Source organism: Stenotrophomonas sp. 01N47 (assembly GCF_056399165.1).
Genome location: NZ_JBFTQU010000004.1, coordinates 1 through 18661 on the forward strand (window position 1 = coordinate 1; position 18661 = coordinate 18661).

Here is an 18661-nt window from a genome sequence, read left to right on the forward strand (position 1 = left end):
AAGAGAAAAAAGAAGAGCAAAAGCAAAAACAAACGCGGCCCGGTGGCCGCTTTTTTCATGCGCGCAGAACCCACGAGCGCAGCGACCCGCTGTTGCTCTTGATCTTCTTTTTTCTTCTCCGTGGGCTGGCCGCACACGGAAACTGTCAGGGGCCGGGCGGATGGGCTGGGCAGGGGACGCCGTGAACCCACCGCCCCCAGCCAAACCAGCGCTTTCTGCGACCAACCCACGAGGGGCTGCGCCGTTCGCAGGAACATCACTTCGCCGGCGACACCCACATGTCGATGACCGCACTGAACACTTCCGTGCCCGCGCGGTCGCGCACGCTCACCGTCACCGGCAACGCGTAGCCTTCCGCTGCCACCACGATCGGCTGCGCCGGCAACGCCACCGCGTGCAGCGTGCCGCGCGCCTTGGCCAGGTACTGCACCTGCATGCCCTTAGGGATCCAGCGCATGCCCTTCGGCAGCGACGCGTCGACCATCAGCCCGGCGGTCAGCTCGGCCAGGTTGCACATCGCGATCGCGTGCACCGTGCCGATGTGGTTGCGCACCCTGCGGCGGTCGGCCAGCGTGCCCTCGCAGCGGCCGATCTCCAGGCGCGTGATGCGCGGGGCGATGCTGGCGAAATAGGGCGCCTTGAAGCACACCGCGCGCGAGAACAGCCAAGTACCGGCAGGCCAGCGCTGCAGGCGGTGATAGAGCGAAAGCAGGGGCGTGGACATGGCGGTTTCCGGTCGGCGGACAAAGCGACGGCGGGCCAGGCCCGCCGTCGAGGCAACGCGTGTCGCGGGCGATCAGGCCGCCTGCGAGTGCGGGTCCTTGTTCTGGCGGTCGTAGTAGCTGGCCGCGCGCAGTTCGTGGGTGTCGAAGTCGTCCACGGTGATGGTGTCCAAGGTCAGCGTACGCAGCTCTTCCAGCAGGCTGCGCTCGTCCTGGGTGATCACGCCTTCGGCCACGGCCTCGTCGAGCTGGCTGTTGAAGTCCAGCGCCTCGATGCCCTTGCTCTTCAGCGCCTTCAGGAACTTGCGCTCCACCGGCTCGGCCATGATCGCCTTGCTCAGGTAGCTGTTGATGCGGCCACCCGGGTTGTTCTCGCACGGGGTCAGGAACACGCCGCTGGCGAGGCGGTCGCGGGCTTCGTTCGGGGCCATCAGCAGCGCAGCCACGCGACGGCTCAGGCGGTCGCCGGGGGCCTCGGCACGACGGCCCAGCGGGAAGATCAGTGCCCACATCAACCAGCCGATCGGACGGATCGGGAAGTTGCGCAGGGCGGCCGACAGCGATTCCTCGATCTTGTGCACGCTGTCATGGAAGGCCCAGGCCAGCAGCGGCTGGTCCGCCTGCGGCGCGCCTTCGTCGTGGTAGCGCTTGAGCATGGCGCTGGTCATGTAGACATGGCTCAGCACGTCGCCCAGGCGGCCGGACAGCGATTCCTTGAATTTCAGCTTGCCGCCGAGCGTCATCATCGAGATGTCGGCCATCAGCGCCAGGTTGGCCGAGTAACGGTCCAGCTTGCGGAAGTAACGGCGGGTATAGGCATCACCCGGGGCAGCGCCGAAGCGTGCGCCGGTCAGGCCGAACCAGAACGAACGAACGGCGTTGGAGATGCCGTAGCGGATGTGGCCGAACAGGCTGCGGTCGAAGTCCTGCAGGCCGGCACGGGTGTCCGGATCCTGCGCGGCCTTCATTTCCTTCAGCACCCACGGGTGGCAGAGGATCGCACCCTGGCCGAAGATCAGCAGGCTGCGGGTCATGATGTTGGCGCCTTCCACCGTGATGGCGATCGGCGCGGCCTGCCAGCTGCGGCCGGCGAAGTTGCGCGGCCCCAGGATGATGCCCTTGCCGCCGATCACGTCCATCATGTCCGAGATCACTTCGCGGCTCATGTTGGTGCAGTGGTACTTGGCGATCGCCGACGGCACCGACGGCACGTCACCGCGGTCCACAGCAGCGGCGGTGGCCTGCGACAGCGCGCTGATCTTGTACGCCTTGCCACCGATGCGGGCCAGCGCTTCTTCCACGCCTTCGAAGCGGCCGACCGACAGGCCGAACTGCTTGCGGATGCGCGCATAGGCACCGGTGACCGCGGCACCGGCCTTGGCACCGCCGCTGGCGGTGGAGGGCAGGGTGATCGAGCGGCCCACGGCCAGGCACTCGTTGAGCATGTTCCAGCCCTTGCCGGCCATCGCAGCGCCACCGATCAGCTGGGTCAGCGGAATGAACACGTCCTTGCCGCGGATCGGGCCGTTCTGGAACGTCGAGTTCAGCGGGAAGTGGCGACGGCCGATTTCAACGCCGGCGGTCTCGCGCGGCAGCAGGCCCAGGGTGATGCCGATGTCGCGGGTCTGGCCGATCAGGCCATCCGGATCGTACATGCGGAAGGCCAGGCCGATCAGCGAGGCGACCGGCGCCAGGGTGATGTAGCGCTTGTCGAAGGTCAGCTTGACGCCGAGCACCTGCTCGCCGTTCCACTCGCCCTTGCAGACGATGCCATAGTCGGGAATCGAGGTCGCGTCGGAGCCGGCGAACGGACCGGTCAGGCCGAAGCAGGGCACTTCACGGCCATCGGCCAGACGCGGCAGGTACTGGTCCTTCTGTTCCTGGGTGCCGTAATGCACCAGCAGTTCACCCGGGCCCAGCGAGTTGGGCACGCCGACGGTCGAACTGACCACCGAAGACACCGAGGCCAGCTTCTGGATCACCTTGTGGTGGGCCAGCGCGGAGAAGCCCAGGCCGCCGTATTCCTTCGGAATGATCATGCCGAAGAACTTGTTCTTCTTGATGAAGGCCCACAGTTCCGGCGGCAGGTCGGCATGGACGTGGGTGATTTCCCAGTCGTTGACCATCGTGCACAGCTGTTCGACCGGGCCATCGAGGAAGGCCTGTTCTTCGGCTGTCAGCTGCGGCTTGGGGTAGTTCAGCAGGATGTTCCAGTCCGGATCACCGGTGAACAGTTCGCCTTCGAAGCCGACCGAGCCGGTTTCCAGGGCGATGCGCTCGGTCTGCGACAGCGGCGGCAGCACCTTGCGGAACACCTTCATCATCGGGCCGGTCAGCAGCGGCTTGCGGATGAACGGCAGCAGCAGCGGCACGACGATCACGGCCAGTATCGCGGCAGCGACGATCGTGGCGGTCTGGTTGACGTAGGGGATGAACCAGCAGGCCACCAGCAGGGCCACGCTGATCAGCGTCCAGGTCAGCAGGCGCATGCGGTGGTAGGCGACGAACGCGCCTGCCAGCAGCAGGGCGAGGAAGGGAATGACGAGGCTCATGAGCGTGCTCCGGTGACGTGCTCGTTTATGGCGGACGAAGCTGCAGCATCCGCTGCGGGCAACACGTCCAGATAGTCCAACACAGTAGCGGTAAAGGCGTCGTTGTCATCACCGGCGACCATGTGCGTGGCCTGCGGCAACTGTACGTGGCGTGCGTGTGGCGCCAATGCCAGGAATTCGGCCACCGTCTGCGGGGTGACCAGGTCGCTGCGGCCACCGCTGACCAGCAGCAGGGGGCACTTCACCTGGCGCGCGGCCTCGGCCAGTGCATCCTGGTGCTGCTCGCTGTCGCGGGCCAGCTCGGCCACCAGGCGGGGGTCCCAATGCCAGCGCCAGCGGCCATGGCCATCTTCGCGCAGCAGGGCGCGCAGTGAATCCTCGGATTTGCGCGGGCGGTGCGGCACATAGGCCGAAATCACATCGGCAGCCTGCGACAGCGAGGCGAATCCTTCCGGGTGCGCGGTCATGAAGGCGAGGATGCGTTCGACGCCAGCGGTATCCCAGCGCGGGGTGATGTCCACCAGCACCATGGCCGAGAACAGCCCGGGCCAGCGCGATTCGGCCAACAGGCCGAACAGGCCCCCCATCGAGGCCGCCACCAGCACCGGCGGTCGCGGCTGCTCGCCGGCAAGCACGATCAGGTCATCGGCGAACTGCTCGCCGTGATAGGCCAGATCGGCTGCATTCCAATCGGAATCGCCATGACCGCGGGCGTCGTAGGCCAGCGTCTGCAGGCCAGCGGCCGACAGTGCTTTGGCCGTGGTTGTCCAAGCATGGCGGGTCTGGCCAAAGCCGTGTGCGAACAGCACGCGCCCGCGACGGCCGGAGGTGCTGGCAGTTGCAGCCAGCGAGGCGCCGTGGGCAGCCTCCAGGCGCAGGTCATGGAATGCAGCGGGAGTAGGGGACATAACCATACTCGTTAGTATGGATTGCTTCTGCAGGAAGTCAATACTGCACGGTATGGTGCGCTGCAGGAATCCCTTCTGGCCCGGTTGTCGACGGTTTCGGCCGCAACCGCGTACTGCAACGAACCCCGGCGTATGGTTAAATCAGCAAATGAATCAACCTGACGCTTCCGCCGGCGAACCGCGTGCCGGCCGCAACAGCCGCCTGAGTGCCGAAGACTGGGCCCAGGCGGCCCTCGATCTGATTGCCGAGCAAGGTGTCAGCGCCGTCGCGGTGGAGCCGCTGGCGCGCCGCCTTGGCGTGACCAAAGGCAGTTTCTACTGGCACTTCCCCTCGCGTGATGCGCTGCTGCAGGCCGCGCTGGAACGCTGGGAACTGTTCGAGCAGGAACAGGTGTTCGGCAGCCTGGAAGACGTGCCGGACCCGCGCGTGCGCCTGCGCCAGCTGTTCCAGATGGTGGCGCACGAAGTACAGCCGCACATCATCTACAGCGAGTTGCTGAAGGCGCTGGACCATCCGATGGTGCGGCCGGTGATCGACCGCGTGTCGCAGCGGCGGCTCGATTACCTGATCGCCTCGTTCCGCCAGGCGGGCCTGAGCTCGACCGATGCACGCCATCGCGCACGCCTGGCCTATGCGGCGTATGTGGGCTTCCTGCAGTTGTCGTTGCAGCTGCAGCAGCCCAAGCAGGCGCGCGAGGACTTCGAAGCGTATGTCGAACACCTGATCGACACGCTGATTCCGAACGGCTGAGGCGTTCTTCATCGCTGGATGCAGAAAGGCCGCGGCAATGCCGCGGCCTTCTTCTTTGGTGTTGACGCCAGCAACGTACGTACAAAAAACAACGGCCCCTTTCGGGGCCGTTGCTGCATCAGCTGATCACTGGATCGATCAGAACTTCTGCTTGTACTGCATGTACATGTAGCGGCCCGGCAGGTCGTACTGCGGGTCGAACATGTTGTACGAGGTCGAGTACGAGACCGGCGGCTGCTTGTCCCATGCGTTGTTCAGACCCAGCATGATCGTGCCCTTCCACGGGGTGTTGTAGCGCACCTGGATGTCGTGGTAGGTGGTCGATGCCATGTGGTTCTTGCCGTTCTGGCCGTCGGAGCAGTAGCCCACCAGGTCGGAGTCGCGCACCGGATCGAACGGACATTCTTCGGTCATGCCCGACTTGTAGCGCAGACCGTAGTTCACGCCGAAATCACCGTAGGACCAGTCGACGTACAGGTTGGAACGGATGCGCCAGTACGGATCCTGGTCGAGGTAGCGACCGGCACGGCCGTCGACCGGAGCATCTTCGGTGGACTTGGTGTCCCACTTGGACAGATAGGTGCTGTCCCAGCTGACGGTGAACTGGCCGAACGAGGTTTCCGGCAGCTTGTACAGGACGCCCACATCCCAGCCTTCCACCTTGTACGAGGACAGGTTCTGCAGCGGCATGTCGACGTTGGTGATGGTATAGCGCTGGGTCGCGGTGCCGTAGGTCGGGTCGCGGGTGATCAGGCCGCAGTAGGCTGCCTGTTCCTGCGGTGAACCACCGTAGCAGCGATCCATGATGTCGCCGATCGCCGGACGGGTGATGGCGTCTTCGACCTCGATCTGCCACCAGTCCACGGTTACGTTCAGGCCGGTAACGAAGCTCGGGCTCCACACCAGGCCCAGCGTCTTGCTGGTCGAGGTTTCCGGCTTCAGATCAGGGTTGGACTTCCAGGTGAACGCTTCCGGCGTCTGCTTGTTGGCGCCGCTGCCGGCACCCGGCTGCTGGAAGTTCGCCGGTACGCCTTCAGCAGCGCACTGCGCAGCCACCGCACCGGTGCGACGACCGCTGGAGGCCGAGCACGGATCGGCATAGGTTTCGAACGAATCGGCGTCGCCGCGATACAGGTTGTTGATGCTCGGCGCACGGAAGCCTTCGGAGTAGTTACCACGCACCATCAGGTCATCGATCGGCTTCCAGCGGAAACCGAACTTGTTGTTGGTGGTGTTGCCGAAGTTGCTGTACTTCGAGTAGCGCGAAGCCACGCTGAAGTCGAGCAGCTTGGCACCCGGCAGGTCAGCCAGCACCGGGATCGACAATTCCAGGAAGAACTCGTCCAGGTCGTAGGCGCCCTTGGTCGGTGCCGCGCCGTTGCCGGTGCTCAGGCCAGCGGCAATGAACGCGTCCGGATCGAACTGGCCACTTTCCTTACGGCCTTCATAACCTGCTGCGAAGCCCAGCGCACCTGCCGGCAACTGCACGATTTCACCGGAGATGTTGGCGTAGTAGCTCTTGGAAACCAGGCTGGCCGAGTCATGCGCGGTGAAGGAGGCGTAGTCCAGTGCTTCCTGCGAGATCGAGCCCAGCCCGCCCAGCGGATTCATCGGCACACAGCCCGGAATGACAGCGCCGGCTGCGGTCAGACAGACGGCCTGGCCACCCTGCATTGCCGACGGGCCATAGGCTTCGTTCAAGCGCTGGACGTTGAACAGGCCGTAGGTCAGGTCGTTCTGGTCGGTCTTGTCGTAACGGTAGCCGACGTCCCAGTCGAAGTTGCGGTCGGCGAATTCGAAGAAGCCCTCGAAACCACCGTAGAAGTGCCAGTTCTTGACGTTCTGGTTGAACGAACGGCCGCCGGTTTCATTGAAGCGGCGATTCACGCCGGTCAGGTCCTCGCCGAACGGGTTGTACATGCTGCTGGCGCTCAGGCGACGGCCGGTCACCGGCATCGCCGCGAGCAGCTGCTCGGACTTGCGCTCGTTGTACATCGCCTCGGTACGGAAGGTGATGTTGTCGGTGACGTTGTAGGAACCGGTGGCGAACAGCGAGGTGCGTTCCTGCGGGGTCAGCAGGTAGTTGTCCGGCGAGGTGTTGTAACCATGCACGTCGCTGTCGAACGGGGTCTGCACGCCGTTGATGAGTACATAGCGCTCGTCATCGCGGATGTAGGAGCCCGGGATACCGGTGCTGCTCTGGCCGCCGAAGAACGGCGGGCCACCGGCTGAGATCTTGCGATCACCAGCCATCACGGTGCCTTCCTTCACGTAGGACACGCCGAGCACCAGCGACGCGCGGTCGGTGGTGGTGCCGATGGTGAAGTCGGCCGCTTCGCGCTCGCCGTCGCCCTGGCTGTACTGGCCCTTGTAGAAGTTCGCTTCGGCGCCGTCGAAGTTCTGCTTGGTGATGATGTTCACCACGCCGGCGATGGCATCCGAACCGTAGATGGTCGAAGCGCCGTCCTTCAGGACGTCGATCCGCTCGATCATCGCAACCGGGATGGTGTTGAGGTCGACGCTGCCATCCAGGCCGGTGGTCCAGCGACGGCCGTTGACCAGCACCAGGGTGCGTTCGGCACCGAGGTTGCGCAGGCTGATGCCGGACGTACCGTCGCCGCCATTGTTGAAGGTACGGTTCAGTGCGGCACCGTTGGCGGCAACGCGCTGCAGGATGTCGGCGACCGAGGTCACGCCCTGCTTCTCGATGTCGGCGCGGGTCAGGCTCAGGACCGGCTGCGAGGTTTCGATATCGGTGCTCTTGATGCGCGAACCGGTTACCGAAATGCGATCCAGGTTGGTCGCTTCCTGCGCCTGGGCTGTTACGGACGTCGCCGCACCGGCGATCAGCGCGACGACGACAGCGTCACGCAGCTTGTTGGACTGGAAATTCATTGGCTCTCTCTCTCCAAGAAATCTTGGCTGGGGTAGTGCCTGCGCGGCGGGGCCAAAAAAGAAGGCTCCAAAATCGCGAGGCTGAATCGATAGTAACGGCCCTTCGCCAAAAATTAAAGCTGTGTTAATTCACACTGTGGTTACACATGAATGCGCCTTGATTTCTTTTATTTCAACGAGTTATCGGGATGTGCGAAGAGGCGCAACCGCGCCTGCCTGCCCTTGAAGCACAAAAAAGTTTCAGTTGATGCATGTCGTGATGTATCCGTTTGTAACGGATGAGTGCTTTTCGCACTTGACAGATGCGTCCAGAAACAATTCGGGCGCCCCAGGGCGCCCGATGTTGAACACTGCTTGTTACCAGTCGATGAGCGGCTACAGATCCTGCTCGTAGCGCACGTACGGCACGGTGCCGTCATCGTTGCTTTCGTTGCGCGGGGAGAACGGGTTCTTGCCGCGGCTGATGACGTTCTCCGCGCCGACGGTGAGCTGGCCGGACCACGGGGTGCGCCAGGTCAGGCCGATGCCCAGGCCTTCCCATTTGCCGGGCTTGCCGGGAACGTCAACCACGCGACCGATGATGCTGCCACTGAAATTGCCGTAGCCGGCGCCCAGGCTCAGGCTCTTGCTGTCCCAGCGGTCGACGATGGCCGGCGAGGCGTCAGCCAGGGGTACCAGGCGTGCCTTGGCATACGTGCCGGCGATGGAGACAAAGCCTTCGCGACCGATGTTCTTCTGTGCGAACACCGTCAGGTCATTCTGTTCGGCGCGCAGCGAGGGAGTCTTGCTGGGCGTCGCCAGCCAGGCGGGCAGGGTCTCGCGGCCAGTGCCGGCAGTGATTCCCAGGCGGCCGGTGCCACGGTTGAGCGCGGCGGTGCCGGTCAGGCGCCGGTTGGAGCCGATGGCGTCGTCCTCGTCGCCCAGGCTGGCCAGCATGCAATGGCTGGCCAAGCCGCTGATGCTGGAGCCGCTGCTGCTGTTGCACAGCAGGCCCAGCGAGTCGCCCGAGGAAAGGCCGAACGCAGCATCGAGCGAATTGCGGCCGAAATGCCAGCGTGCGCCGACGGCCTGTTCACCGGTCGGTTCCAGATACAGCAGGGCCTCGACCTTGCCACTGCCCTTGTTCCAGACCGGAATCACGGTGCGGGTGTCCTTGCTCTGCGCATGCACGCCCGTGATCGCGCCAAGGGCGATCAGCAGGGCCAGCGGTAGACGCAGGAAGGTACGCATCGGACCAGTTCAGACAGGGACGGACAGTGAAAGTTCCCGCTGGGACGGGAACTCGATCCTAGGGTGTTTATGAATTCTTAACAAGCCTTGTTCCTCCCCAGATACAAGACTCATTCGTTTTTACTGAAGACGTTCAGGTGCCGGTACAGCCCCCTGGGCACCGTGGAACAGTATGCCGAACTCCGTCAACGGAAAGTGATACTCCTGTCCGCAGAATTCGCAACGTACGTCCACCGCGCCGGTGTCTTCGGCAGCGGCACGGGCCTCTTCCTCGCCCAGCGAGAACAGCATCGAGGCGACCCGTTCACGCGAGCAGGAGCAGGCGAAGGACAGGGCCTTGTCACCCACCAGCTCTGCCTTCTCCTCGTGGAACAGGCGGTGCAGCAGTTCCTCGGCAGGGGTGGCCAGCAGCTCGGCCTTGCCCAGGGTGTCGAACAGTGCGCTGGCGCGGGCCCAACCGTCGTCGTCGCCCTCGTCGCCAGGCAGCTTCTGCAGCAGCAGGCCGGCAGCGCCGTCGCGGCCGGCGGCCAGCAGCAGCCGCGTCGGCAACTGCTCGGACTGGCGGAAGTAGTCCTCGAACGCTTCATCCAGTTCCGGCGCGGTCAGCGCGACCAGGCTCTGGTAGCGCTGCGGTTCGCGCGGATCCAGGCCCGGATTCTCGATGGTGATGGCCAGCAGGGCACCCTGGCCCAGATCGGTCAGGTCGCGGGGGGCGTCACCGCCCTCGGCCAACTGGACGATGCCGCGCAGGGTGCCGGCGGCGGTGCATTCGGCGAACAGGGTGCGCAGCGCGGTATTGCTGCGCAGCTGGATCGACAGGCGGCCGTCCACCTTGGTGTGGCCGGTGAACAGCGCCGACGCCACGCAGGCCTCGCCGAGCAGCTCGGTTGCACTGTCCGGATACTCGCCGTGGGACTGGATGTCCTGCCAGGTGGTCTGCAGGCGCACGTGGACGCCACGGACACCGGCGTCGGGGAGCAGGAAACGGATAAGGGAATCGGATTGGGCGGTCATCGGCTCACATCGCGCGGAAACAGGGATGGTTGCCGGATAATGCGCCGACAACCAGGCATAAGAAGGATGCACCAGTAATGGGGGCAGGGGGAGAGCAGGACAAGGTAGTGGCCGCCGCCGACACGGCGCCGCGCAGGCGCTGGCGCTGGAAGCGGCTGCTGTGGCTGCCGGTGCTGTTCGTGGCTTTCAGCTGCCTGCAGGTGCTGGTGCTGCGTTTCATCGATCCGCCGCTGTCCACGGTGATGGTCTGGCGTTTCGGCGAGGCACTGGGTGAAGGTGACTGGTCCTACCGGCTGCACTACCAGTGGCGGGACCTTGACCAGATGGCGCCGAGCCTGCCCATCTCGCTGGTGGCCGCCGAGGACCAGCGCTTCCCTGACCATAGCGGATTCGACCTGCAGGCCATTGAAAAGGCGCGCGACCACAACGCGCGGGGCGGACGCCTGCGCGGGGCCAGCACGATCAGCCAGCAGGTGGCCAAGAACCTGTTCCTGTGGCAGGGCCGCAGCTGGATCCGCAAGGGCCTGGAGGTCTGGTACACGGTGCTGATCGAAGCCTTCTGGCCGAAGCAGCGGATCCTGGAGATGTACGCCAACATCGCCGAGTTCGGCGACGGCGTGTATGGCGCACAGGCGGCGGCGCAGACATTCTGGGGCAAGGACGCCGTGCGGCTGAGCCCTGCGGAGAGTGCACGTCTGGCGGCCGTGCTGCCGGCGCCGCGCCGCTACAACGCGGCCAAGCCAGGCCCCTACGTGCAGCGGCGTGCGTCGTGGATCCAGCGCCAGGCAAGGCAGCTGGGTGGAGCGGGGTATCTGGCGGAAGACTGAGGGGCACGAGCGGTGCTGGTGGTACCTCGGTATTCGTACGGCAAGCAGGTGCCTGGAACCGTTGACTGACGGGCTGCGCGCCCGTCAACCACGTACAATCGCGCGATGACTCGCGAACGCCTTACTTTCGTCATCGCCGCGCACAACGAGGAACTGGCACTGCCCCAGCTGCATCCGCGGCTGTGCGCGGTACTGGATGGCCTGGTCGGAATCGATGGGCACATCCTGTACGTGGATGATGGCAGCAGTGACACGACCTGGTCGTTGATCACGTCGCTGGCCCAGACTGACCCGCGGGTATCGGCCCTGAAGCTGTCGCGCAACTTCGGCAAGGAGGCCGCGCTGACCGCCGGCCTGGACCAGGTGCGCGAAGGCGCGGCGATGATCCTCGACGCCGATGGCCAGGACCCGCCGGAACTGGTGCCGCAGTTCGTCGAGCGTTGGCGGGAGGGCTACGACAACGTCTACGGCACCCGCCTGGTGCGCGACGGTGAAAGCTGGAGCAAGCGTGCGACCGCGTCGATGTTCTACCGGGTGATAGGCCGCCTTTCGCGCACGCCCATTCCGGCCGATACCGGCGATTTCCGTTTGTTGTCGCCGCGCGCGCTGAGCGCACTGCGCGAGATGCGCGAACGCCACCGGTTCATGAAGGGGCTCTTCAGCTGGGTTGGTTTCCGCCGCGTGGCGGTGCCGTACCACCGGCACGCCCGCTTGGCCGGCACCAGCAAGTTCAGCCTGTGGCGGCTGTGGAACTTCGCACTGGAAGGCATTACCGGTTTTTCGACGGTCCCGCTGCGGGCGGCCACCTACATGGGGCTGGCCACAGCGGGCGTTGCCTTCGTATTTGCCATCTGGGTGATCGCGAAGGCGGCGATGTACGGCGACCGTGTGGCCGGGTGGCCGACCATGATGGCGGTGATCCTGTTCCTGGGGGGCGTGCAGTTGATCGCGCTGGGGCTGATCGGTGAGTACCTGGGGCGTCTCTACGAGGAATCCAAGCAACGGCCGTTGTACCTGGTTGACGCATGGTTGGCCCCTTCCGTGGCAGACTCGGACCTGCAACCCACCCTGGGAGGGCAGGCAGATGACGTCGGTACGGCAACTGTTGGACGGCAAGTCCCCTGAAGTGCATGCGGTCGCGCCTGGCGCGGCGGTGATCGATGCGATCCGGCTGATGGCGCAGAAGGGCATCGGTGCGGTGCTGGTGATGGACGGACCCCGGCTGGTCGGGATCCTGTCCGAGCGTGATTACGCACGCAAGATCGTGCTACACGATCGTTCGTCGCGCGATACCGCTGTGTCGGAAATCATGACCGCGAAAGTAGTGACAGTGAGTCCCGCTGAGCAGGTGGAACACTGCCTGCAACTGGTGACCGATTACCGCATCCGCCATCTGCCGGTGGTCGAGGGCGGGCAGGTACTGGGGGTGATTTCCATCGGTGACCTGGTGAAGTCGGTGATCGATGCGCAGCGGCGCGAGCTGGATCAGCTGCAGCAGTACATCGTGGCGGGGTGAGTTCTGTCGCTGGCGGGCCTGCGGCCCGCCGGCCCGCTTTTTCAAGCAACTGCCAAAGCCAAAGCCAAAGCGGCGCCTTCCTGATACGCCGGGGAGGCGTCGGGTGCGGCTGGGCAGGACACGCCGTAAACCCATCCCTGGGGGCTCGGTCGGCGCATCCATGCGCCTCACGGTCCTGCCCAGCCGCACCCGATGCCTCTGGACACGTTCCTGCGAGCGCGGCGGTATCTGCCGTTGGTAGATGCCAACCTTGGTTGGCACTGCTTTTGATTCTGCTTTCTTCTTTTGATCTTGAATGCCTGCTCTCGTTTCGCGCGCGCAGGAAACTGTCGGGAGGGTGACGGGTGGCCCAGGCAGGACCGTTGGCGCCATGGATGGCGCCATCGAGCCCCATGGGTGAGGGCGCTTTGCTTGCGAAGCACTGCTTCGCAAGCGGCCGAACGCACAGCCGCCAGCGGCTGGGCCGGACCGCGGAGCGGGGTTTACGGCGTGTCCTGCCTGTCGCCTTGCTCCGGCTTGCCGCATTGAAATTCAAGGCGCCGAACACCCGCTCTACTTCGCGTAGTGCCCACCGCAGTCGGCATCCTTGCCCGGCCCCAGTTCGATGGTGGCCAACAGTGCCGCCGGCGGCGCGATGCTGCCCAGCGTCAACGCCACCGCACCCCGGATACCCAGAGCCTTGAAGTCCGGGCGGAACGACGGGTCCTTGAAGGTGCCGCCGATGCGCAGCGGCGAGCGCAGCACCAGGATGCTCCTGTCCTTCGGCCGTGGCTTCAGCAGCAGGTCCAGTGTTTCATCGCGCAGGCTGACATCGCCCTCGCCGAGGATGATCGTATCGGTGGTGTCCACTGCCATCGACCGGGTATGCATCAGGCCCTCGCGCACGCCGAAGTCGGCGAAGGCGCAGCGCAGCGGAATCTGTTTGTCGCCAGTGAACAGGAATTTCAACGACTCGGTGATGTCCAGTCCCGCCACTTCCATCAGCAGGTTGCCGACATGACCGCGGCCCATGCCCAACGCCACGTTGCCGCTGCTGCTGCCGAGCATCGCCGCGATCGAGTTGCCGTTGCCGGTCAGATCAATGGCGCCACTGATCCCCCCCTTGGCCTGCTCGGCCAGCTTGGCATCGGGGAACAACTGGCCCAGCTGCACGCCGCGCACGCTGGCTTTCAACGAGGTTGCGATCTGCGGGCGACGTGCGTCCATGCGGATCGTGCTGCGGATGTCGCCGCCAGCAACGCCGAAGTTCAGCGGGTCCAGCCGCAGTACACCATCATCCAACAGCAGGTGTGCATCCATGTCGTCCAGCGGCAGCTTCGGCGCATTGATGCGCTGGGCCTTCCAGCGTACGTCGGCATCCATCGCGCGAAGCTTGCCGAGGTTGTACGGGGTGGCAGGCAACACCTTTGCGCTGGCGGCCACACGTGCGGCCTCGGCCCGCTGTTCTGCATTGGCGGTCTCGCCGCCACCGGTCTTCGGGGGGGCACCGATGAAGCCTGCAAGGTCATCGAAATCGAGGCGGCGCGACACCAGGTTCGCGGTCATCCGGGGGCGTTCCCTGGAGACATCGAACTGCACATCGCCGCCCAGGTCGCTGTCGCCGACTTTTCCGGTGAAGCGCTCGTAACGCCACACCTGTTGATCACGCTTCAGCCGGCCATCCAGTGCGTAGGGCGGGGAGGGCGGAATGGCGATGCCCAGCAATGGATACAGATCGGCCAGGTCTTGCCCGCTCAGCGCGAACTGCAGGTCGAACACCTGCAGCTGGAACGGGTTGGTCAAGGTGCCAGTGGCGACGGCATGGGTCGCGCCAGCGCGGCCATCCAGATGGATGCGGAAAGGATGGGCGCTGTCGGTCAACTCCAGCGGCGATTCGGTGCCGCCGCTCAGGATGAAGGGATTGCCCCGCCAGCGGCCCTTGCCGGCCACCAGCAACGGTGGTGCAGCGTCGACCTGTTTCGGTTGCCCGCTACGCACGTTCACCAGGATGTCGGTGCGGCCGAGTGCGTCGAGGAACTGCAGGCGACCATCGTCGATGTGCAGGCGCTTGAGCTGCGGTGTGGTGCCGCCCCTGCTCTCGCCGAGGAAGTTCCAGTTGCCCGGGTCGCCCTTGCGTGGAGCCGTCTCGAGCAGCACGTCAGGGCGGGTCAGGCGGATCTCGGGCAGTTGCACGTTGCCGCGCAGCAGGGGCCACACCCGCACGTCGATCTCGACCCGGTCTGCGCTGGCCATGCTCGGCTGTTTCGCCCAGGGCGCATTGGCGAAAGTGAGGGTATCGGCGCGCACGGTGGTGATACGGCCGAGGTCGACATCCAGGTTGCCGATGTGCAGGGCGCGCCCGGTGCGCGCCTGTACCGCACGTTCGACCGGGCCCTTGAACCAGTTCCAATCCCAAAGGGCGATGAGGACCAGGATCGCCGCGAGCAGGAACACCAGCACGGCCAGCCAGCGCTGCCCGCGTGGGCCGGGGCGACGCAGACGCCAGCGCGACGCCTTGGAATCAGCAGGAGCAGAGGCAGCATTCACACCACCATGGTTGCCCCGTCGGGGTGGACGGGGCGCGAAGCGATCATATGCATCGTGTGCAGAGCCGGTGCCTGCTCGCCGGCCAGGGGCCTGGCGTTACCCTCAATACGGGATCACAGCACCTGTCGGGTCACGGCGACGAAGTGGCAGACGCTGCCACCGATCACGAACAGATGCCAGATCGCGTGCGAATAGGGGATGGATTCGCGGTGGTAAAAGTACGTGCCCAGCGTATAGGACAGGCCGCCGCCGAACAGCCAAGCCAGGGTGCCACCATCGATCGAGGCCCACATCGGCTTGATGGCCACCACCACCAGCCAGCCCATGGCGATGTAGATCACCGTGGACAACAGCTTGAAGCGGCCGGTGTAGAACAGCTTGAACACCACGCCGCCGAGCGCCAGCGCCCAGATCGCGGTGAACATGCCCCAGCCCCAGGGGCCGCGCAGGCCGATCAGGGTGAACGGGGTATAGGTACCGGCGATCAGCACATAGATCGCGCAATGGTCGAACACCTTCAGGCGGCCCTTGGCCTGCGGGTGCTGGATGGCGTGGTACAGCGTGGAGGCGGTGTACAGCAGCAGCAGGGCGATGCCGAACACGATCGCGCTGGCCAGCTGCCAGCCATCGCCGTAGATCGCAGCCAGGGTGATCAGTACCGCGCTGGCGGCCAGGGCAAGCACCGCGCCCAGCCCGTGGGTCAGGGCGCTGGCAATTTCTTCACGGATCGAAACAGCGGAAGTCGTGGACATGGCATGGGCATCGTCTGCAGGGAGGGGGACCTGCACCCCCCTATCATCGCCGCGATGGCGGGCGCGTGCACCCCCGCCACCGTATGGTCGCTGCAATCAGTTACCGGTGACCGTATGCGCGGCTTCGCGGGTCGCCGAGAAACGCACGTCCGGCGCACGTTCCTGCGCCAGCTGCAGGTTGACCCGGGTCGGCGCCAGGTAGACCAGGTGGCCGGCGGCATCGAGGGCCAGGTTCAGCGCGTTCTTCTCGCGGAACTCCTCCAGCTTCTTCTCGTTGCTGCAATGGACCCAGCGCGCCGTGGTCACGCTGACCTGCTCGAAGGTGGCTTCCACGCCGTATTCGTCCTTCAGGCGGTAAGCGGCCACATCGAACTGCAGCACGCCCACCGCACCCAGGATCAGGTCATTGCTGGTCAGCGGACGGAAGAACTGGGTGGCGCCTTCCTCGGACAGCTGTGCCAGGCCCTTCTGCAGCTGCTTGAGCTTGAGCGGATCGCGCAGGCGGGCGCGACGGAACAGTTCCGGGGCGAAGTTGGGGATGCCGGTGAAGGTGATCGCCTCGCCTTCGGTGAAGGTGTCGCCGATGGAGATCGTGCCGTGGTTGTGGATGCCGATGACATCGCCCGGCCACGCCTCGGCGGCGATTTCACGGTCGCTGGCCATGAAGGTCAGCGCATTGGCCAGCTTCATGTCCTTGCCGGTACGCACGTGCAGGGTCTTCATGCCGGCAGTGAACCGGCCCGAGCAGACGCGCATGAAGGCCACGCGGTCACGGTGCTGCGGATCCATGTTGGCCTGGATCTTGAACACGAAGCCGGTCAGCTTCGGCTCCTGCGGGGCGACTTCGCGGCCGGTGGTGGAGCGCGCCTGCGGCGACGGTGCGTGCTCGACGAAGAAGTCCAGCAGCGGCTGCACGCCGAAGTTGTTCACGCCCGAACCGAAGAATACCGGGGTCTGCTTGCCGGCCCGGTAGGCCTGCAGGTCGAACGGGTGGCTGGCACCCTGCACCAGTTCCAGTTCGTCGCGCAGGTCGGCCAGCATGCGCTCGCCGATCTTCTCGGCCAACCCGGGCGAATCGATCGACGGGAAGATGGTCGAATCCTGACGGGTGAAGTTGCGGCCCTGCTCGTACAGATGCACTTCGCCGGTGATCAGGTGGACCACGCCCTTCAGGCGCTGGCCCATGCCGATCGGCCAGGTGACCGGTGCGCACTGGATGCCGAGCACGCTTTCAACCTCATCCAGCAGGTCGATCGGCTCCTTGCCCTCGCGATCGAGCTTGTTGATGAAGGTCATGATCGGGGTGTCGCGCAGGCGGCACACTTCCATCAGCTTGATGGTGCGCTCTTCCACGCCCTTGGCCACGTCGATCACCATCAGCGCCGAGTCCACCGCGGTCAGCACGCGGTAGGTGTCCTCGCCGAAGTCGGCGTGGCCCGGGGTGTCGAGCAGGTTGATGATCTTGCCTTCGTACGGGAACTGCATCACCGAGGAGGTGACGGAGATGCCGCGCTCCTTTTCCAGCGCCATCCAGTCCGAGGTGGCGTGGCGGGCAGCCTTGCGGCCCTTCACCGAGCCGGCCATCTGGATCGCGCCTCCGAACAGCAGCAGCTTTTCGGTCAGCGTGGTCTTGCCGGCGTCAGGGTGGGAAATGATGGCGAACGTGCGGCGACGCGACGCTTCGGTGGCGACTTCGGACATGGCAGTGGCGCCCGCACGGGGCGCTTTTCAAAGAGATAAGCGCCCGATTATACCGGCCTGCCGGCGTCGGCGGGTCAGCGCCCGGCGCTGGCGTCGCCGCTGCCCTCACGGGCGAAGTGCAATTCGCCCTGCGGGGCGAGGATGCGCACCGGCACCGAACGCAGGCCCATGCCCCGGTTGAGCTGCACCACGAAGTGCAGGTGCGGGGCGGTGCTGTAGCCGCTGTTGCCGGACAGGCCGATCGGCTGCCCAGCCTGCACGGCCTGGCCGGGACGCACGCGCATGCCGCCGGCCTGCAGGTGGGCGTACATCGCCATGCTGCCGTCGCTATGCAGGATACGAACGAAGTTGGCGCGTCCGGCATCGCGTTCACGGTCCAGGCCATTGCCGCGGAAACCGTCCTGTACCTGCATCACCGTACCCTCGCGGGCGGCCAGGACCTGCGTTGCTTCGGACAGGGCAAAGTCGATGGCGTCGCGGTTCTCCTCGTCATCGTGGCTGAACCGGCCCTGCGGCGCCTGGTCCACGCGCAGCTGGGCAGCCTCGAACGGCAGGCGATAGGCGACGTCTTCGGCGCGCGCGGCCGGATTGCCCGGCACCGACTGCAGACGAAGATCCAGTGCCTTGCCGTTGGCAGGAGAGGGAAGATGGCCCACTACCAGGCTGCCGGTGGCCTGCACCAGTGACTGCAGCGGCAGGCCCTCGACCTGTGTGCCGGGGGCCGCGCGCAGCTCGATCTGCACCGGGCCGGACAGCGGATTGTCGATCCGCGCCTGCCACTGGTCGCCCAGCGACTGCAGGCGGAGATGGGCCATCGGCGCCGCTTGCGGCGCCGCCTCGGCACTGGGCGCAGCTGCAGTCGTTGGCACCAGTCCCCAGCCCTGGCGCCAGTCGGCGGCGTTCGCGGGGGCGCTCGCCAACAGGGGCAGCAGGAGGCAGGACAGGGGCAGGCGGCGCATCGGAGGCTCCAGCGACATGGACCGACGGGACTCTACGCAAGCTGTCGGGACGGGGGAAGCGTGGGGGCTTCGCATTCATCCATCTCTTTATCCGTATGAAGGGATTGACATGCCCGAAAAGGACTGGCATCGTGGCTCCACCATCGAGACCGGCAGAGGGACAGGCCCTTTGAAGCCGGGGCAGCCCGCAGACGCGAAAGCGCCTGCGTAGGTGCCAAATCCTGCGGGGACCGTGGCGTCCACCGAAAGATGGTTCGAACCTGCACCCAACGTGCACTTCGAACGCGAGCCCCGCGAAGGCTCGATGG

At 65.4% G+C, this 18661-nt stretch carries 15 protein-coding genes and 1 riboswitch; of the genes, 5 read left to right on the plus strand and 10 right to left on the minus strand.

From position 1 onward, the window contains the following. A partial coding sequence (locus AC1DKR_RS08175) for a hypothetical protein (protein WP_478032194.1) occupies positions 1-185 on the plus strand: 185 nt, incomplete at its 5' end. Positions 186-256: 71 nt separating this feature from the next. Here the strand turns inward: AC1DKR_RS08175 and AC1DKR_RS08180 are convergent. From AC1DKR_RS08180 to AC1DKR_RS08190, 3 genes are all read right to left on the minus strand, one after another. After that, positions 257-724, minus strand: coding sequence for a hotdog fold domain-containing protein (locus tag AC1DKR_RS08180; protein ID WP_478032196.1), 468 nt, complete (start codon positions 722-724; stop codon positions 257-259). Positions 725-796: 72 nt separating this feature from the next. Beyond that, positions 797-3274 (minus strand): acyl-CoA dehydrogenase, encoded by a 2478-nt coding sequence (locus tag AC1DKR_RS08185; RefSeq protein ID WP_025877803.1) that lies wholly within the window; start codon positions 3272-3274, stop codon positions 797-799. Continuing rightward, entirely contained in the window at positions 3271-4188 is a 918-nt protein-coding gene (locus AC1DKR_RS08190; protein WP_033831779.1) for an alpha/beta fold hydrolase, read from the minus strand. Before AC1DKR_RS08190 ends, AC1DKR_RS08185 begins: the two co-directional genes overlap by 4 nt. 142 nt (positions 4189-4330) lie before the next feature. Between AC1DKR_RS08190 and AC1DKR_RS08195 the strand changes: the two genes are divergently transcribed. Then, positions 4331-4933, plus strand: a complete 603-nt coding sequence (locus AC1DKR_RS08195; RefSeq protein WP_025877807.1) for a TetR/AcrR family transcriptional regulator — start codon at positions 4331-4333, stop codon at positions 4931-4933. Between the two features lie 138 nt (positions 4934-5071). On the opposite strand, the gene AC1DKR_RS08200 is transcribed toward AC1DKR_RS08195, so the two are convergent. From AC1DKR_RS08200 to hslO, 3 genes are all read right to left on the minus strand, one after another. Next, the gene (locus AC1DKR_RS08200; protein ID WP_363732100.1) at positions 5072-7828 is read right to left on the minus strand and encodes a TonB-dependent receptor plug domain-containing protein; all 2757 of its coding nucleotides are present in this window, start codon (positions 7826-7828) and stop codon (positions 5072-5074) included. Positions 7829-8203: 375 nt separating this feature from the next. Next, complete coding sequence (locus AC1DKR_RS08205; RefSeq protein ID WP_230113202.1) at positions 8204-9058, minus strand: XOO1806 family protein; 855 nt, start codon at positions 9056-9058, stop codon at positions 8204-8206. 120 nt (positions 9059-9178) lie between these two features. Next, on the minus strand, positions 9179-10072 hold the full coding sequence (gene hslO / locus AC1DKR_RS08210; RefSeq protein WP_478032205.1) for an Hsp33 family molecular chaperone HslO: 894 nt from the start codon (positions 10070-10072) through the stop codon (positions 9179-9181). Between the two features lie 77 nt (positions 10073-10149). Here hslO and mtgA point away from each other — a divergent pair, with 77 nt between their 5' ends. The 3 genes from mtgA to AC1DKR_RS08225 all read left to right on the plus strand — a co-directional run bounded on the left by mtgA (position 10150) and on the right by AC1DKR_RS08225 (position 12415). Then, complete coding sequence (gene mtgA, locus AC1DKR_RS08215; protein WP_478032208.1) at positions 10150-10899, plus strand: monofunctional biosynthetic peptidoglycan transglycosylase; 750 nt, start codon at positions 10150-10152, stop codon at positions 10897-10899. 105 nt (positions 10900-11004) lie between these two features. Further along, positions 11005-12024: a glycosyltransferase family 2 protein gene (locus tag AC1DKR_RS08220; RefSeq protein ID WP_223496197.1), complete on the plus strand. Its 1020-nt coding sequence runs from the start codon at positions 11005-11007 to the stop codon at positions 12022-12024. Continuing rightward, positions 11984-12415, plus strand: coding sequence for a CBS domain-containing protein (locus AC1DKR_RS08225; protein ID WP_223496196.1), 432 nt, complete (start codon positions 11984-11986; stop codon positions 12413-12415). The genes AC1DKR_RS08220 and AC1DKR_RS08225 overlap by 41 nt, the downstream gene beginning before the upstream one ends. 552 nt (positions 12416-12967) lie before the next feature. Here AC1DKR_RS08225 and AC1DKR_RS08230 read toward each other — a convergent pair. From AC1DKR_RS08230 to AC1DKR_RS08245, 4 genes are all read right to left on the minus strand, one after another. Next, on the minus strand, positions 12968-14941 hold the full coding sequence (locus tag AC1DKR_RS08230) for an AsmA family protein (RefSeq protein ID WP_478032211.1): 1974 nt from the start codon (positions 14939-14941) through the stop codon (positions 12968-12970). A 113-nt stretch (positions 14942-15054) separates the two neighbouring features. Beyond that, a complete protein-coding gene (gene trhA, locus AC1DKR_RS08235; protein WP_312107132.1) occupies positions 15055-15693 on the minus strand; it encodes a PAQR family membrane homeostasis protein TrhA in 639 nt (212 codons plus the stop codon). Between the two features lie 96 nt (positions 15694-15789). Further along, positions 15790-17394: a peptide chain release factor 3 gene (locus AC1DKR_RS08240; RefSeq protein WP_089236493.1), complete on the minus strand. Its 1605-nt coding sequence runs from the start codon at positions 17392-17394 to the stop codon at positions 15790-15792. 74 nt (positions 17395-17468) lie between these two features. Further along, positions 17469-18353, minus strand: coding sequence for a M23 family metallopeptidase (locus tag AC1DKR_RS08245; protein WP_363732110.1), 885 nt, complete (start codon positions 18351-18353; stop codon positions 17469-17471). Between the two features lie 137 nt (positions 18354-18490). Next, positions 18491-18609: riboswitch (SAM riboswitch) on the plus strand. Positions 18610-18661 lie beyond the last annotated feature (52 nt).

Excerpts from the sequence above, each read along its gene's own strand:
- AC1DKR_RS08245 (WP_363732110.1), bottom strand. The coding sequence starts at position 18,353 with ATGCGCCGCCTGCCCCTGTCCTGCCTCCTGCTGCCCCTGTTGGCGAGC.
- AC1DKR_RS08205 (WP_230113202.1), bottom strand. The coding sequence starts at position 9,058 with ATGCGTACCTTCCTGCGTCTACCGCTGGCCCTGCTGATCGCCCTTGGC.
- AC1DKR_RS08200 (WP_363732100.1), bottom strand. The coding sequence starts at position 7,828 with ATGAATTTCCAGTCCAACAAGCTGCGTGACGCTGTCGTCGTCGCGCTG.
- AC1DKR_RS08220 (WP_223496197.1), top strand. The coding sequence starts at position 11,005 with ATGACTCGCGAACGCCTTACTTTCGTCATCGCCGCGCACAACGAGGAA.
- AC1DKR_RS08180 (WP_478032196.1), bottom strand. The coding sequence starts at position 724 with ATGTCCACGCCCCTGCTTTCGCTCTATCACCGCCTGCAGCGCTGGCCT.
- AC1DKR_RS08225 (WP_223496196.1), top strand. The coding sequence starts at position 11,984 with ATGACGTCGGTACGGCAACTGTTGGACGGCAAGTCCCCTGAAGTGCAT.
- hslO (WP_478032205.1), bottom strand. The coding sequence starts at position 10,072 with ATGACCGCCCAATCCGATTCCCTTATCCGTTTCCTGCTCCCCGACGCC.
- AC1DKR_RS08185 (WP_025877803.1), bottom strand. The coding sequence starts at position 3,274 with ATGAGCCTCGTCATTCCCTTCCTCGCCCTGCTGCTGGCAGGCGCGTTC.
- AC1DKR_RS08240 (WP_089236493.1), bottom strand. The coding sequence starts at position 17,394 with ATGTCCGAAGTCGCCACCGAAGCGTCGCGTCGCCGCACGTTCGCCATC.
- trhA (WP_312107132.1), bottom strand. The coding sequence starts at position 15,693 with ATGTCCACGACTTCCGCTGTTTCGATCCGTGAAGAAATTGCCAGCGCC.
- AC1DKR_RS08190 (WP_033831779.1), bottom strand. The coding sequence starts at position 4,188 with ATGGTTATGTCCCCTACTCCCGCTGCATTCCATGACCTGCGCCTGGAG.
- AC1DKR_RS08195 (WP_025877807.1), top strand. The coding sequence starts at position 4,331 with ATGAATCAACCTGACGCTTCCGCCGGCGAACCGCGTGCCGGCCGCAAC.
- mtgA (WP_478032208.1), top strand. The coding sequence starts at position 10,150 with ATGGGGGCAGGGGGAGAGCAGGACAAGGTAGTGGCCGCCGCCGACACG.